16 protein-coding genes are annotated in these 14,859 nt (G+C 69.3%); 4 read left to right on the forward strand and 12 right to left on the reverse strand.

All coding sequences use genetic code 11. From position 1 onward, the window contains the following. Window positions 1-2: 2 nt before the first annotated feature. The 6 genes from rbfA to rimP all read right to left on the reverse strand — a co-directional run bounded on the left by rbfA (window position 3) and on the right by rimP (window position 6,192). On the reverse strand, window positions 3-443 hold the full coding sequence (gene rbfA, locus IEY68_RS03830; RefSeq protein ID WP_058853988.1) for a 30S ribosome-binding factor RbfA: 441 nt from the start codon (window positions 441-443) through the stop codon (window positions 3-5). 93 nt (window positions 444-536) lie between these two features. Next, window positions 537-827 carry a DUF503 domain-containing protein gene (locus IEY68_RS03835; RefSeq protein WP_058853987.1) on the reverse strand — a complete coding sequence of 97 codons (291 nt, stop codon included), beginning with the start codon at window positions 825-827 and terminating at the stop codon, window positions 537-539. A gap of 123 nt (window positions 828-950) precedes the next feature. Continuing rightward, entirely contained in the window at window positions 951-3,947 is a 2,997-nt protein-coding gene (gene infB, locus IEY68_RS03840) for a translation initiation factor IF-2 (RefSeq protein WP_189094014.1), read from the reverse strand. Window positions 3,948-4,055: 108 nt separating this feature from the next. Further along, window positions 4,056-4,334 (reverse strand): YlxR family protein, encoded by a 279-nt coding sequence (locus IEY68_RS03845; RefSeq protein WP_189094015.1) that lies wholly within the window; start codon window positions 4,332-4,334, stop codon window positions 4,056-4,058. A gap of 209 nt (window positions 4,335-4,543) precedes the next feature. After that, window positions 4,544-5,572, reverse strand: a complete 1,029-nt coding sequence (gene nusA, locus IEY68_RS03850) for a transcription termination factor NusA (RefSeq protein WP_062996165.1) — start codon at window positions 5,570-5,572, stop codon at window positions 4,544-4,546. Then, window positions 5,569-6,192 carry a ribosome maturation factor RimP gene (gene rimP, locus IEY68_RS03855; protein ID WP_062996167.1) on the reverse strand — a complete coding sequence of 208 codons (624 nt, stop codon included), beginning with the start codon at window positions 6,190-6,192 and terminating at the stop codon, window positions 5,569-5,571. Before rimP ends, nusA begins: the two co-directional genes overlap by 4 nt. A gap of 158 nt (window positions 6,193-6,350) precedes the next feature. Between rimP and IEY68_RS03860 the strand changes: the two genes are divergently transcribed. Both IEY68_RS03860 and IEY68_RS03865 read left to right on the forward strand, forming a co-directional pair. After that, the gene (locus IEY68_RS03860; RefSeq protein WP_308434939.1) at window positions 6,351-6,914 is read left to right on the forward strand and encodes a hypothetical protein; all 564 of its coding nucleotides are present in this window, start codon (window positions 6,351-6,353) and stop codon (window positions 6,912-6,914) included. After that, on the forward strand, window positions 6,911-7,345 hold the full coding sequence (locus IEY68_RS03865; RefSeq protein ID WP_062996169.1) for a ferritin-like domain-containing protein: 435 nt from the start codon (window positions 6,911-6,913) through the stop codon (window positions 7,343-7,345). Before IEY68_RS03860 ends, IEY68_RS03865 begins: the two co-directional genes overlap by 4 nt. Before the next feature lie 12 nt (window positions 7,346-7,357). Here IEY68_RS03865 and IEY68_RS03870 read toward each other — a convergent pair whose 3' ends face one another. The 4 genes from IEY68_RS03870 to IEY68_RS03885 form a co-directional block, all read right to left on the reverse strand. Further along, the gene (locus tag IEY68_RS03870) at window positions 7,358-8,215 is read right to left on the reverse strand and encodes a hypothetical protein (RefSeq protein WP_189094016.1); all 858 of its coding nucleotides are present in this window, start codon (window positions 8,213-8,215) and stop codon (window positions 7,358-7,360) included. Between the two features lie 423 nt (window positions 8,216-8,638). Further along, window positions 8,639-10,531: a hypothetical protein gene (locus tag IEY68_RS03875; RefSeq protein WP_229718581.1), complete on the reverse strand. Its 1,893-nt coding sequence runs from the start codon at window positions 10,529-10,531 to the stop codon at window positions 8,639-8,641. A gap of 88 nt (window positions 10,532-10,619) precedes the next feature. Then, window positions 10,620-10,808, reverse strand: a complete 189-nt coding sequence (locus IEY68_RS03880) for a hypothetical protein (protein WP_062996175.1) — start codon at window positions 10,806-10,808, stop codon at window positions 10,620-10,622. Between the two features lie 114 nt (window positions 10,809-10,922). Continuing rightward, on the reverse strand, window positions 10,923-11,999 hold the full coding sequence (locus IEY68_RS03885; protein ID WP_062996177.1) for an NAD(P)H-dependent amine dehydrogenase family protein: 1,077 nt from the start codon (window positions 11,997-11,999) through the stop codon (window positions 10,923-10,925). 123 nt (window positions 12,000-12,122) lie between these two features. On the opposite strand from IEY68_RS03885, the gene IEY68_RS03890 reads away from it, so the two are divergent. Next, window positions 12,123-12,857 carry a glucose 1-dehydrogenase gene (locus IEY68_RS03890; protein WP_062996196.1) on the forward strand — a complete coding sequence of 245 codons (735 nt, stop codon included), beginning with the start codon at window positions 12,123-12,125 and terminating at the stop codon, window positions 12,855-12,857. Window positions 12,858-12,898: 41 nt separating this feature from the next. Here the strand turns inward: IEY68_RS03890 and IEY68_RS03895 are convergent, their stop codons facing one another. Then, complete coding sequence (locus tag IEY68_RS03895) at window positions 12,899-13,531, reverse strand: TetR/AcrR family transcriptional regulator (RefSeq protein ID WP_062996179.1); 633 nt, start codon at window positions 13,529-13,531, stop codon at window positions 12,899-12,901. 130 nt (window positions 13,532-13,661) lie between these two features. Here IEY68_RS03895 and IEY68_RS03900 point away from each other — a divergent pair, with 130 nt between their 5' ends. Next, window positions 13,662-14,504 (forward strand): SDR family NAD(P)-dependent oxidoreductase, encoded by an 843-nt coding sequence (locus IEY68_RS03900; protein ID WP_062996181.1) that lies wholly within the window; start codon window positions 13,662-13,664, stop codon window positions 14,502-14,504. Between the two features lie 91 nt (window positions 14,505-14,595). On the opposite strand, the gene IEY68_RS03905 is transcribed toward IEY68_RS03900, so the two are convergent. Continuing rightward, window positions 14,596-14,796 (reverse strand): hypothetical protein, encoded by a 201-nt coding sequence (locus IEY68_RS03905; RefSeq protein ID WP_189094017.1) that lies wholly within the window; start codon window positions 14,794-14,796, stop codon window positions 14,596-14,598. Window positions 14,797-14,859: the final 63 nt, after the last annotated feature.

Below are 14,859 nucleotides of genomic sequence, written 5' to 3' on the forward strand. Positions count from 1 at the left end.
GCTCAGTCGTCGTCGCGAGGTGTCTTGTACGGGTCCGCGTCACCGGCGGGACGGGCTTCGGCGGCCACCCGCGCGACTTCGTCGTCGGCCGCCCGCGCCCGCGCCAGCAGATCCTCCATCTGCCGCGCCGCATCGGGCACGGTATCGAGCACGAAGCTCAGCGTGGGAGTGAACTTCACCCCGGTACCCGCGCCCACCTTGGAACGCAGTACTCCCTTGGCCTTCTCCAGACCGGCGGCCGCAGCCTGATAGTCGGGTTCGGCGTCGACGGTTTCACCCATCACCGTGTAGAAGATGGTGGCGTCGTGCAGGTCACCGGTCACCCGCGCATCGGTGACGGTGACGAAACGTAACCGCGGATCCTTGACCTCGTATTCGATCGCCGTGGCCACGATCGCGGAGATCCGCTTGGCGAGCCGGCGTGCCCTGGCTTGATCCACCATGGCCGCTCCTTTCCTTTTCAGCGACGGTGGGACGGTCCGCGCGCGAACGCTGCGGCACGGACCGCGGCCACCGCTGATATCACTCGCGGCCGGTCAGTCCTCGGGTCCGAAGACACGCCGGCGTACTGCCAGCAACTGTAACTCCGGACGTGCCGCGACATGCCGCTCGCATCGATCGAGCACGGCCGTCAGATGGTCCATTTCTGCCGACACCATCCCCACCCCGAGCAGGGTGCGGCGGTACCGGTCGTGTTCCCCCGCCTCGGCGGTGCTCACCCCGAAGCGCTGCAGTTCGGCCAGGATCGGCCGGATCACCGAACGCTTCTCCTTCAACGAGTGCACATCACCCAGCAGGATGTCGAATTCGAGTGCACCCAGGTACACGCGATCCTCCCGGTTGTAGCGACGATCCGGCCCGGCGGTACCTGCCCGCCGGGCAGGCCCGCCATTGTGTTGCCGATATCGCTAGTCGGGCCGGGCGAAAAGATCCGCCCGGCCCTTCTCACATCAGTCGCGCGGCTTCTCGCGCAACTCGTAGGCCTCGATGATGTCGCCTTCCTTGATATCGGAGTAGGTCAGCGTCATACCGCATTCGAAGCCCTCGCGGACCTCGGTGGCATCGTCCTTCTCGCGGCGCAGTGAGCTGATCGTCGTGGATTCGGCGATCACCACGTTATCGCGCAGCAGACGGGCCTTGGCATTGCGTTTGACGCTGCCCGAGGTGACCATGCAGCCGGCGATGAGACCGATCTTCGAGGAGCGGAAGATGGCGCGGATCTCGGCCCGGCCCAGTTCCACCTCTTCGTAGATGGGCTTGAGCATGCCCTTGAGCGCCTTCTCGATCTCGTCGATGGCCTGATAGATCACCGAGTAGTACCGGATGTCCACGCCTTCGCGGTTGGCGAGTTCGGTCGCCTTGCCCTCGGCCCGGACATTGAATCCGATGATGATCGCGTTCGACGCCGACGCCAGGTTGACGTTGGTCTCGGTGACACCACCGACACCGCGGTCGATGACCCGGAGCCGGACCTCGTCGTCGATCTGGATCCCGAGCAGGGCCTCTTCGAGCGCCTCGACGGTACCGGAGTTGTCACCCTTGAGGATGAGGTTCAACTCGCTGGTTTCCTTCAGCGCGGCATCCAGATCCTCCAGGCTGATCCGCTTGCGGCTGCGCGCGGCCAGTGCGTTGCGCTTACGCGCATTGCGCCGGTCGGCGATCTGGCGGGCGATCCGGTCCTCGTCGACGACGAGGAGGTTGTCGCCGGCGCCGGGCACCGAGGTGAAACCGATGACCTGCACCGGACGCGACGGCAGGGCCGCCTCGACATCCGCGCCGTGCTCGTCGACCATCCGGCGGACGCGCCCGTAGGCGTCGCCGGCCACGATCGAATCACCGACCCGCAGCGTGCCGCGCTGGATGAGCACCGTGGCGACCGGACCGCGACCGCGGTCCAGATGCGCTTCGATGGCCACACCCTGGGCGTCCTGCTCCGGATTGGCCCGCAGGTCGAGGGCGGCGTCCGCGGTGAGCAGCACCGCCTCCAGCAGCGCCTCGATGTTGGTGCCCTGTTTCGCGGAGATGTCGACGAACATGGTTTCGCCGCCGTACTCCTCGGCCACCAGGTTGTATTCGGTCAGCTGCTGCCGGATCTTCTCCGGGTTCGCGCCTTCCTTGTCGATCTTGTTGACCGCCACCACGATCGGCACCTCGGCCGCCTGCGCGTGGTTGATCGCTTCCACCGTCTGCGGCATCACACCGTCGTCGGCGGCGACCACCAGAATCGCGATATCGGTGGCCTTCGCACCACGGGCACGCATGGCGGTGAACGCCTCGTGACCCGGGGTATCGATGAAGGTGATCAGGCGTTCGTCGTCACCGAGATGGGTGGGCACCTGGTAGGCACCGATGTGCTGGGTGATACCGCCGGCCTCGCCCTCACGGACATTGGCCTTACGGATGGTGTCCAGCAGTCGGGTCTTACCGTGGTCGACGTGACCCATCACGGTCACCACCGGCGGACGCTGTTCGAGCTCGTCCTCGCCGCCCTCGTCCTCGCCGTAGGTCAGGTCGAACGATTCCAGCAGCTCCCGGTCCTCGTCCTCGGGGCTGACCACGTGCACGACGTAGTTCATCTCGCCGCCGAGCAGCTCGAGGGTCTCGTCGTTGACCGACTGGGTCGCCGTGACCATCTCGCCCAAGTTGAACAGGGCCTGGACCAAGGCAGCCGGGTTGGCGTCGATCTTCTCCGCGAAATCGGACAGCGAAGCACCACGAGCGAGGCGGATCACCTCACCGTTGCCACGGGGCAACCGCACGCCGCCGACCGACGGGGCCTGCATCGAATCGTATTCCTGGCGCTTCTGCCGCTTCGACTTGCGACCGCGCCGGGGCGCGCCACCGGGACGACCGAACGCACCGGCCGCACCACCACGGCCACCGGGACCACCGGGACGGCCACCGCCACCACCGGGACGGCCGCGGAAACCGCCACCACCGGCGGGAGCACCGGTACCCGCGGGAGCACCGCCGCCACCGCGGTAGCCACCGCCACCGCCGCCACCACCGGGACGACCGCCGCCACCACCGGGACCGCCACCCGGACGACCGGGACGACCACCGGCGGCCGGACCCGGACGGGCCGAACGCTGGGGCATCGCACCGGGGGTCGGACGCGGGGGCATGGAGTTCGGGCTCGGACGCGGGCCACCGGGACGGGGACCGCCCTGAGCGGCCGCGGGACGGGGGCCACCGGGGCCGGGACGCGGGGCGTTCTGGCCGGGACGGGGGCCGCCCTGCGGGCGCGGACCGCCCTGAGCCGGACCCGGACGCGGGCCACCCTGCCCCGGAGCCGGGCGGGGGCCCGGCTGTGGACGCGGAGACGGACGCTCACGTTCGGGAGCCGACGAGAACGGGTTGTTGCCGACGCGGGGGGTCTTGGGGCCGGGTTTCGGCCCCTGACGGGCCGGGCTCTGACCGGGGGCGGCCGGACGCGGCTGACCGGGACGCGGGGCGCCGGCGGCCGGACGCTGGCCGGGGGTGGCCTCGGGGGCCTGAGCCTGAGCCTGAGCCTGGGCTTGCGGCTGCGCCGGTTCCCGGGCGGGGGCGGGGGCGGCCGGACCCGGTTTCACCGCAGGACCGGGACGCGGGCCCGCAGGTCTCGGGGCGTTACCGGCGACCGGAGCCGCGGGGGACTCGGCGGTCGGCGCGGTATCGGCCGGGCTCGGGGCCGCGGGGGTCCGCGGGCCGGGACGCGGGCCGGGCGCCGCGGGTTTCGCCGCGGCCGAGGGACCGGGGCGCGCGGCGGACTTGGATCCGTTGGACCCGGATTTCGCCGGGGCGGATTTCGCCGCGAAGGATTCGCGGAGTCGACGCGCGACGGGTGCTTCCACCGTCGACGAAGCCGACTTCACGAACTCGCCCTGCTCCTTGAGCTTCGCGAGTAGATCTTTACTCGTGACACCGAGTTCTTTGGCCAACTCGTGCACGCGGGCCTTGCCTGCCACTGCTCTCCTCACTGAGAGGTCGAGCAGTGCCTCCCGCCTGCTGGCGGGGACCCGCACGACCTCGGGTTAACTCCGATGGACGTTCATCGTTGGGACTTCACGGTGTGCTCATGAGTGCTCGTGCCTGTTCTCGAGGTGTAGCTCAACGGCTGAGATATCCAGATGTCCGGACACTCGTAGTGCTCTGCCGATCGCTCGGCGCCGGACCGCTGTGCTCAGACAAGCCGATAGGGGGTGCAGCCACGCACCCCGCCCGGAAAGCCTGCGCCGAGGATCGGGAACGATCGTGACAACGTCCGCACCGTCGCCGGTCGAACATCCACACGCCACGATCCGCAGCAGTTCGGGGGCCGGTTCGCGTTTCCGGCAACCGACACACGTTCGCATTGGAGCCGTCGGGCGCCGAAGCGCCGCCGACTGACCATCACGTTCGCGGTCGGTAACCGAAGACTCGGACCGAACCTCGTACCACTCTACCGCCGACCACTCACTGGTCTCCAACCCCGCCCCCGATGATGTAGCTCGGGGCGAGTCGGCGCGATGTGTTCGCTGGTCGCGGGACAGTGACCGCGCAGATGCCGATTCGGGGTCGGGTATCACCGGCGATGCGCCTCCGTCCGCACCGTTCCACCGGCGTCGGGGGCGGCGTCGCTGCGGATATCGATGCGCCAGCCGGTGAGCCGGGCCGCGAGACGGGCGTTCTGCCCCTCTTTGCCGATGGCCAGTGAGAGCTGGAAATCCGGCACGACGACCCGGGCGGCCCGCGCATCCGGATCCACAACTGTGACGGAAACCACTTTCGACGGCGAGAGTGCGTTACCCACGAAAGTCGCCGGATCGTCGGCGTAATCGATGATGTCGATCTTCTCGCCCGCCAGTTCGCTCATCACATTGCGCACCCGCTGCCCCATCGGGCCGATACAGGCGCCCTTGGCGTTCACTCCGGAAACGGTGGAGCGGACCGCGATCTTGGAGCGGTGCCCCGCCTCCCGGGCCACCGCCACGATTTCCACCGATCCGTCCGCGATCTCCGGCACCTCCAGCGCGAACAGGCGCCGGACCAGATTGGGATGGGTCCGTGACAGCGTGATCTGCGGGCCACGCGGACCGCGCGATACTCCCACCACGTAGCACTTGATCCGATCGCCGTGCTCGTAGTTCTCCCCGGGCACCTGTTCGGCGGACGGGATCAGCCCCTCGGCGCCGTGCAGTTCACTGCCGATCCGCACCACTATGGTGCCGCGGGCATTGGCACGCGCGTCGCGCTGCACCACACCGCCGACGATATCGCCCTCGTGGGTCGAGAACTCACCGAAGGATTTCTCGTTCTCGGCATCGCGCAGACGCTGCAGCACGACCTGCCGGGCGGTAGTGGCGGCGATACGGCCGAAACCCTCGGGGGTGTCGTCCCATTCGGAGATCACATTGCCGTCGGCGTCGAGTTCGGTGGCCAGCACCCGCACGACACCGGTGCGCTGGTTGATCTCGACCCGGGCGTTGGCCTGGTGCCCCTCGGTGTGCTTGTAAGCGGTGAGTAAGGCGGACTCGATCGCGGAGATCACGGTCTCGATCGAGATCCCCTTGTCCGCCACGATGGCGCGCAGGGCTTCGATTTCGATGTTCATTCCATGGTCCCTTCGGTCGAATCGGACGCGGCGACAGCAGTTTCGGTGAGCTCCGCGGCGTCCGCTCCCGCGGGTGGGCGGCCGGCGGCGACGCCCCCGGCGAGTTCGAGTTCGCGCGCATTCGGGGGGGAGAACTCCACCTCCACCACGGCACGGTCGATATCCTCCAGATCCACGGTCACCAGCCGTGGTCCGCGTTTACCACCCAGCACCAGCGCGATCCGGTCATCCTCGAGGGCGCCGATCCGCGCGGTGAAATGCGCCGGCAGCGCAGGCTCCGGTGGCGTAACACCCGGCTTGACGGTGATCTCGGCCTTGCGACCGCGGGCCCGGCGCCAATGTCTGGGGGCGGTGAGCGGCCGGTCGATCCCGGGCGTGGTCACCTCGAGCAGATATCGGGCGGTCTCGAATTCGTCGTCCGCTTCGTCCAGACAAGCCGACACCTGCGCGCTGAGCTCGGCGATGGTGTCCAAGTCGGCGCTGCGGTCACTGTCCACGACGACCCGCACCCGGGTCTGCCCCGCCGCGGTCGAAACCTCGACACCCTCGAGATCGAATCCTCGACCGGCGACGAGTCCGGCGACGAGCCGGCTCACCCTCTCCTCGGTCGGCATGGGCATATGGGCAGCTCCTGGTTCAGTTGTCACTCGGACGGAATGTTCTGTGCCGGTGACCTAGCGTAACGCGCCCGGAGAAGGTAAAGGACCAGTGGTCGGCGGTAAGTCCACCCGGTGGTGCCCGTACCGGGGTGACGCCACCGGTCTGGCACGATGGTCCGGTGACCGAGCGCGTTACCGACCGGCCCGCGGCCGGGTATCCCCGCGGCCCCTCCTCCGACCGGTACGGCGGCGCCCGTCGGGTGAATCGCCGTACGGCGCTACGGGTCGCGGGGGGCGGTACGGTCGGATTGTTCGCCGCCGGAGCTCTCGCCGGGTGCGCGGAAGAACCGATCACCGAACCGGATGTGCTCGTCGCCCAGGAGTTCTCGGCCCGCAGCGATGCCGCGGCGGCCGCTGCCGCCATCGCGATCGATCCACAGCGCACCGATGCGCTCACCACTGTCGCCGCCGAACGCACCGCGCACGCACAGGCGCTCCGCACCGAGATCGATCGGGCGATCGGCGTCTACGGCGACGGTACGACCCCCGCCGTACGTACCCCGGCGGCCACCACCACACCGGCCCCCGACGCACCGCCGAGTATCGCCTCTCTGCGCGATCAGCTGACCGCCTCACAGCGGGCCGCGGCCGATCTGGCCGTCACCCAGTCCGGCTATCGGGCCGGGCTGCTCGCCTCGATCAGCGCCTCCTGCGCGGTTCAGGTAGGGGTGCTGCTGGTATGAGCGGTACCGAACAGCAGGCGCTGCGCGAGGCGCTCGACGCCGAATACGCGGCGGTCTACGCCTACGGACTGATCGCCGCCCATACGAGCCCGGAGCAGCGGCGCACGGTCAACGAGCACACCGCCGCGCACCGGGCCCGCCGTGATGCCACAGTCGACCTCCTCACCGGCGACGGCACCAGCGCACCACCGGCGGAACCCGCATACACCGTGCCCGTCGAGGTGATCGATCCCGCGTCGGCGGCACAGCTGGCCATCGTGGTGGAGACCGATACCACAGTGGCCTGGCGCGCGGTCGTGGAACGCGCTGCTACCGAGACGACCCGGCGCACGGGGGTGGAGGCGCTCACCGAATCCGCCGGCCGGCGGGCCTCCTGGCAGGCGGCTTCCGGTGCCGCACCGGTGTCCGTCGCGTTCCCCGGACAGCCCTGACCGGACACGGAATCAGGGCGGAGCCCATTCGGTGCGGTTGGTGGAGGCCGGCTGATCGGGCCGGCCCCGGGGGCGGGGGAACACTGTTCCGTCCTTGTTCTCGCGGCCGCGCGACCAGGGCGCGCTCCCACGCGGTGGACGTTCCTGCGGAGTCAGCGAACCCAGCCCACCCGGCATCCCAGGTGGGTAGGGCATCGACGAACCCGCACCCGAATTCCAGGGGGTGGATCCGGGTGTATGGCCGGTAGCCTGCTCGGTCCCCGTCTCCGTCCCCGCGCCCGGGGTCCAGGGGGTGTGCCCGGCCGCCACGGAGCTCGCGTCGGCGACCGGGTCCATCGGCGGCAGCGCGACCGCGGTCCGGGCCGGGGCGTCGGCGCTGGGGGCCGGGGCCGCTGGATGCTGCGCGTGTCCCGGCGGATCCGCGGCGTTCCCGGGTGGTACCGGCGCGGGGGCGGTGGGCGGGTCCTGATGCTTCCCGGCTGCCGCGGGCGGTTTCGCGGCCGGATCCGGGCCCGGCCGGTCGCCCCCTGGATCAGCACTCGCAGCGGGCGCGGGGGAATCCGAGGGCGCGTCCGGCGCCGGACGGTCACCGGCCATGTAGGGATCGACCGCACCGGTCCCGGCAGGGTGTTCCGCCGGAGCCGGGATCTCCGCCGACCCGGGAACCCCGGGAGCAGCCGGTCCAGGAGCGGCCGGGGCGGCGATATCGGCCGGTTCTGCGTGCCGTGCACCCGCCGCGTCCGCCTCCACCAGCAGTGCGATGGTCTGCGCTCCGCCGGCCGCGTCCCGGACGCTGCGCCGGACCGCCTCACCGGCGACTCCCCCGACCGCCCCGAGTCTGGTGGTGAGCTCTCCGGTGACGGAGTCCACGGATGCACCGTCCTCGGTCATCATCACCGCCCCGCCTCACCATCGGGCCACCGGCCTTCATGACCCAGGCCGTTGCACTGTGCACGAAACCTCCCGCCGCCGGTGCCGTACGAATCCGGCCCCGCGCACGCGAGCCCGGACACCACGCGACACCTGACACGTAACCACCGTTACATCCGGCCGATACCACCGGGAGTGGGAAGTCTCGGCGAGCGGAACCCGGCGAAGCGAGTGCTCCTCCCCTCGCGCGACGATGGTCTCGCCCGGGCCGCCACGGAGGCGACCGGCACGCAGGCAGAGAGGGATACGGGGATCGCCCGCGAAACTACGGCGGCGGTCGAGCGACCCGGCCCCGGCCCGGTCTCGATGGCCTTGGTCGGCGCGTCGGCGCCGGGCGCTGTGGCACGTCGCGGCCGAACCGCGCTACGAGTACGACGCGACCCCGACGGGCCCCGTTCCCAGGCATACCACCGATCCCGGCGTCCGATTCCGGACGATCAAGGCCGACCCACTTCCGGTGACTCGTGCGTAGACCGTGTTCAAACCGGCCCGCACCGGGACCTCGGCCCGGTCACCGCGTTCCAGACCCACTGTGAGCGCCGCGTCGCGGTCGGCGAAATAGTTGAGCTGGGCCGTCCATTCGTGGGCGATCATAGGGCCGTCGAGCAGGACACGGACCGAGCGGTCACCGCCGATCCGGTAACCACAGTCCGGGTCCGGTCCCGGGCGGATTCCGCGGTTCCACCAGACCCGAGCGTCGGTGAATTCCCCGGTGTCGGTGATCATGCGCAGATGATCGGTGGCCGCGGCGAACGCGCCGGGCGGGGCGATCGAGGACAACACCCGGCCCGCCTCGTTCTCCGGGTAGGCCGTCGGGTTCAGCACGTTCCACGGCACCTCCTGCGCGAGCAGCGGTGACCCGTCCCAGTGCGCGAATTCCGATTTCACGGTGGTCACATAGGTTTTCGTCGGTCCCTCGGACCAGCTGTGGGCAAAGGTCCAGGTCGACCAGAGGCTGCTCAGGACGAATACCGCGACCACGAGAGTCGCCGGAACCGGCCCGCGCCACCACGCCCCGGCGCACCGCGGCGCGCGGTCGCCGGCGATACCGGTGGCCGTGCGCGGACGCGCGAAGGCCCGCAGTATCAGCGCGCCGGCCGCGGTGAGGACCACCGCGGCGTCGGCCAGATAGCGTAGCGACATCATCAGCTCGTCGACGGTGTTCGGTCCGGCGCGCATCAGCACGACGGGAATCTGCACCGCGGGTAGGTACACCACCGCCGCGACCCATACCGGCCAGACCACTCGCCGGGCCCGGATCGTCAGCAGTATCCCGGCGGCCAGCAGCAGCCACGCCGCCCAGACCGCCCAGCCCGGTGCGACCGCCCACGGCGCGGAGGGCACCCACCGTTCCCAGCCCCACGGCCCGCCCAGCAGCGCGGTCACCACACCGGCCCAGGCCGCGCGGGGGAGCATATGGGCCAGATCTCCAGAGCCGCCCTCGCCGCTCGATATTCCCACCGCCGCCAGGTAGAACACCGTCCACAGGCCGAGGACCGCCGCGGAACCGCCCCAAAGGCCCACCCCGCGCCGCAGTACCTCCCGTACCGCCGGTCGCCGCCCGTCGACGTAGCGCCGCAGCAGCACCACGGCAAACGCCACGAACGGCACCACGACCGCCTTCTCGAAGAACAGCAGCCCCACGGTCGTGACCAGGACACCGGAGATCGCGTAGCGGCGGCGCCCGGTGCGGTCCAGTAGTACCGCGTCGGCCACCACCCAGGCGAGCGCGATCTGGAGTGGCAGGGCATTGAGAGCGGCGGACCACCACGCGAAGGCCGGCAGCGTCAGGGGACAGAACAGATAGAAGGCCAGCGGAACCAGCAGCGTTCGGCGCCGGCCGAGCAGCACCAGCAGCATGCGCAACACCGCCAGCGAGGCCGCGAGCTGACCGATCAGCAGGACCGCAGCGGTCGCACCCCAGTCGAGCGGCGCGATGGCCGTGACCAGCCAGGACACCGCGAAGGCCAGCGGCATGAAATGCCCGTCGTGATCGTGCAGGAGCAGATCCCCGGACAGCAGCGGCAGGGTCCCGGCGCGGCCGGCCAGGATCAGATCGTCCCAGTAGAAGTATCCGTTCGCGGTCACCCACACGCGGATGCCGAGCTGGATCACGATGAGCGCGCCCGCCGCGCACAGCACGGTGGCTCCCCGGACCCGCAGCCGATTCCGCAGCGCAGCCCCTACTCGCACCGGGGGCGTGGCCCGGTTCCGGATAGACGTTCGCTCCGGTGTGACAGCCGGAGCGGTTCCCATGTCGACCCACCCTACAAGCGACCCGGCCGGAGTACCGATGGATCTGTACTCCGGCCGGGTCGCCGATGGGTTTCGCGGGGCCGGGCCGTTACTTGTCGGCCTCGGTGCCCTGCGCGGTGTCCACGCCGAGGTCGTACTCGCTCAGGTCCACGGCATCGGTGCGTTCGTCCCCGATATCCAGCAGTTGCGCGACGGCGTCGGAATCGCCGTGCGCGGCCCGTTCGCGCAGTTCGGTCAGGTTCGGCTCACGTGGGCCGGACCGTTCGGGCTCATACATACAAGCGCACCTTCCCTGGGGGTTCGGCGCCGAGCCAGCGGCTCGTACGCTCCACTGTCCGAGCTTAGGTGCGTTGCCGGACCGCCGCCCAATCCCTCGGAACGGTTCCACCGGTCACGCGGGGGCGGTGAGTCCGGGGCCGGTGTACAACGGCAGGTCACCGGTGGTTCGGATACCCGGTTCGGCGGCCACGACGGCAGGTATGGCGTTGACCACCCGGCCGACACCGGCCAGGATCGCCGCGTAGTTGTGGTCCCCGTGTCGGCTGGACGGGCAGATATCCACCGCGTAGGAGGGTTCGCCGGTGATCTCGACCCGGTAGGACCCGCCGGGTTGCGCGGGTCGCGCCCAGTCGGGTCGCAGATCGTCGCGCAGCCGGGTGATGTGTTCGACCACGATCGCGGGCCGGCCGTCCACATGACCGGTGATCTCGAATCGCAGTGCCGCCTGGGTGCCCTTCGCGACCTCGCCCACCGCGATCTCGAAACTCTCGGGTGCCGGTTCACGCTCGTAGGTCTCGGTGATCTCGTCGATCTGTACCCCGAGCCCGGCGGCGAGCGCCCGCATACCCGCACCCCAGGCGATACCCAGCACACCCGGTTGCAGCAGCATGGGGGTCTGCTCGAGGGCTGTGCCGAACCCCATCACGTCGAACATGACGGTGGACCCGTCGTAGGTGGCGTAGTCCGCCAGTTCCAGACACCGCACCTGTTCGATCTGCCGGCAGGTGGAGGCCAGTGCGAACGGGATCAGATCGTTGACGAAACCGGGGTCCACTCCATTGACGAACAGGCTCGCGTTCCCCGCCGTGGCCGCCGCTTCGACGTCGGCGAAGAATTTCGGCGGCAGTGTCCCCCACGGGTACATCAGCAGCCCGGGCGCGGTGCCCACCACATTCACCCCGGCGGCGAGGAAGCGGCGGATATCGGCCATCGCCTCGACCAGCCGGGTATCGCCCATCGCGCAGTACACGGCGCAATCCGGCCGCGTGGCCAGCAGCTCGTCGAGGTCACCGACCGCCCTGATCCCGGTGCTGATGCCCAGGCCGGCCAACTCCCCCGCGTCGATCCCGATCTTCTCCGGGCTGGACACCCATACCCCGACGAGTTCGAAGCGCTCGTCGGTGATGAGCTGTGTCAGGGCGATCCGACCGGCGTTGCCGGTGCCGACGAGGACGACGCGTTGGGCCATTGATTCTCCTAGATACGGGGCTCGCGGCGGCGAAATCACTGTTCCACCGGCGCCTTCCAGCTCTGAGCACGGCTCCGGACCAGTGTCTAGAACGTGTTCCAGTTTCATGGTAGCGTCACCGCCATGGGACGTGTAGACGGCAAAGTTGCCCTGATCAGTGGCGGCGCGCGGGGGATGGGCGCCGCCCACGCGAAACTGCTCGTGGCCGAGGGCGCACAGGTCGTCATCGGCGATGTTCTCCACGACGAGGGCAAGGCCCTGGCCGACGAGATCGGCACCGCCGCACGCTACGTGCCGCTGGACGTCACCGAACCCGAACAGTGGGATGCCGCCGTCACCACGGCCGTCACCGAATTCGGCACGCTCGATGTCCTGGTGAACAATGCCGGAATCGTGAACGGCGCTCCGCTGCAGAAACTCTCCCTGGAGAAGTTCCGCGCCGTTCTGGAGGTGAACCTGGTCGGCACCTTCTTGGGCATGCGCGCCGCCGTCGAGCCCATGATCGCCGCCGGCGGCGGATCGATCATCAACGTCTCCTCCGTCGAAGGCCTGCGCGGAGCGCCGTTCGCGCACGGATATGTCGCGTCCAAATGGGGCGTCCGAGGTCTGGCGAAATCAGCGGCATTGGAGTTGGCTCCGCACGGTATCCGGGTGAACTCCGTGCACCCCGGCCTCATTCGCACCCCGATGACCGAGGGCATTCCCGATGACCTGGTGACGATCCCCCTGGGCCGCCCCGCCGAATCCGCGGAGGTCGCCACCTTCATTCTCTTCTTGGCCAGTGACGAATCCTCCTACGCCACCGGTAGCGAGTTCGTGGTGGACGGCGGCCTGGTCACCGGGGTCCCGCACAAGTAACGCCGCCCCGGCGCACGGTCGCCGGCCGGCTTCAGGTGAACTCAGGGCCCGAAAGCGGCCAAGAACGTCGTGACCGCCGCGGCGGTCACCGCGTTCAGTTCGGATTCGGGCAGCGCTTCGACTCCGAACTGGTAGCGGGTCCGGAGCGGGCCCGTGAGCAGGGCAGCCCATTGCGCGGCGGCCATATCAGGGTCGTCGATACGGAGTGCGCCGGACAGCGCCAGCCGAGCGAGGCGATCGGCGAGTGCTCGGCCGACCCGGGCAGCCACATCGTCGACCATTTCGGTCAGGTCGGGGAACTGCCCGGCCTCGGCACAGACCAGACGGCGCAGTGCCCGCGATTCCGGCGAGCAGTAGCACCGGACCAGTTCCCCGCCCACAGTCCGCAGCGTGACCGCGAGGTCCTCGGCCGGTTCGGCCAATGCCTCGATCACGGCCAGATTCGCCGCCGAGGCGGCCTCCGACAGCGCTCGCACCGCCTCGCGAAATACCCGCTCCTTGTCACCGAAATGGCTGTACACCGTCGCTTTGGCCACCCCGGCTTCGGCGGCGATCTGGTCGACGCGGGTCTGCGCGTAGCCGCTACGCGCGAAGACGGTGAAGGCGGCGGCGAGTATTGCCTGCTGCTTATCGACACGGCCATGGGGACGGGCGGAAGTTCGGGCCGTGGACATCTGCCGATTTTAGACCCGCCAGGGGAGATTTCCGGACTCACGGATATAGCGACACCGAGCTCGAGCTAGACTCATGAGTCTAAATATGCAGACTTATCAGTCTGCATCGAGCATCTGGATCGGAGTCCTCATGAAAACCGTGGTGATCACGGGCGGCACCGACGGCATCGGCAGAGCACTGGCGCTCACCCACCTCGAGCGCGGCGACCGAGTCGTAGCCCTCGGCCGGAGCGCCGATAAAGGCACCGGTCTCCTCCGCGCGGCGGCTCGGCTCGACGCAGCCGATCGCCTCGAATTCCGCCGCGCGGATCTGAGCCTAATCTCCGAGAACCATCGGGTACTCGACCGGTTGACCAGCGCCTATCCGGTCATCGACACCTTGATCCTCGGGGCGCGCTACTACCGGTCCGCACGCGCGGTGACCACGGAAGGGTTCGAGGCCTCCTTCGCACTCTTCTATCTGAGCCGCTACTTGCTGAGCCACGGCCTGGCCGAGCAACTGGAACGGGCCGCCACGCCGGTCGTACTGGACCTGTCGGGACCCGGCGGTGACCTCGCCCGGATCGATTGGGACGATCTGCAGTCCGCACGCTCCTATGATCCGGACGCGGTCATGCACCAGTGCGGCAAACTCAGCGACCTGCTCGCGGTCGCGTTCACACGAGCCCACCCGGACAGTCGCATCCGCTATCTGCTGCTACACCCCGGACTGACCGCCACCGGATTCACCGGCTCCTATTCCGCGGCCGATGCGGCAACCGTCGCCGGGATGCGGCGCCGTGGGCAACCCGTAACCACCGCCGTCACCCGGATCATGCGACATCTCGACTCCCCGCCCGCAGTACCGCTTTCCGCATACATGCAGGACACCCCGGTCCACGTCGAAGGAGACCCGTTCGACCCTATTGCGGCGGAGCGACTCGCCGCGCACACCAGAGACCTACTGGAGGGCGCCGGCCTCGTCCGGCCCTGACCGCATCCGGCGGACCGTGGCGCGATCCCCGGACCGCGGGCGCCATTCGATATCGATCGCTCGACCGAGCCCCGGCCGAGCGATTCACGTCTCAGACCTGAAACCCGCCCGCGGTGGGCCGCCGCCCGGATTCGACCGGCTCGGCCCGGACGCGATCGGACGGGTCGTCGCCGCCCGCACAATCGGCTCCGTTCGCCTGCGGCACACCGTGCCGTATCCCATGGCCCGCATGCACCCCGTACGCGAAATCGCGGGCGAACCCGATCAGACCCCGCATCGTGCGCTGCTGCATATCGACCTCCACTACACAGATCTGTAAAGTCTTGCTTCCTATACGATAGGTACACAGGTCTGT

Source organism: Nocardia jinanensis, assembly GCF_014645735.1.
Classification (GTDB): Bacteria; Actinomycetota; Actinomycetes; order Mycobacteriales; family Mycobacteriaceae; genus Nocardia; species Nocardia jinanensis.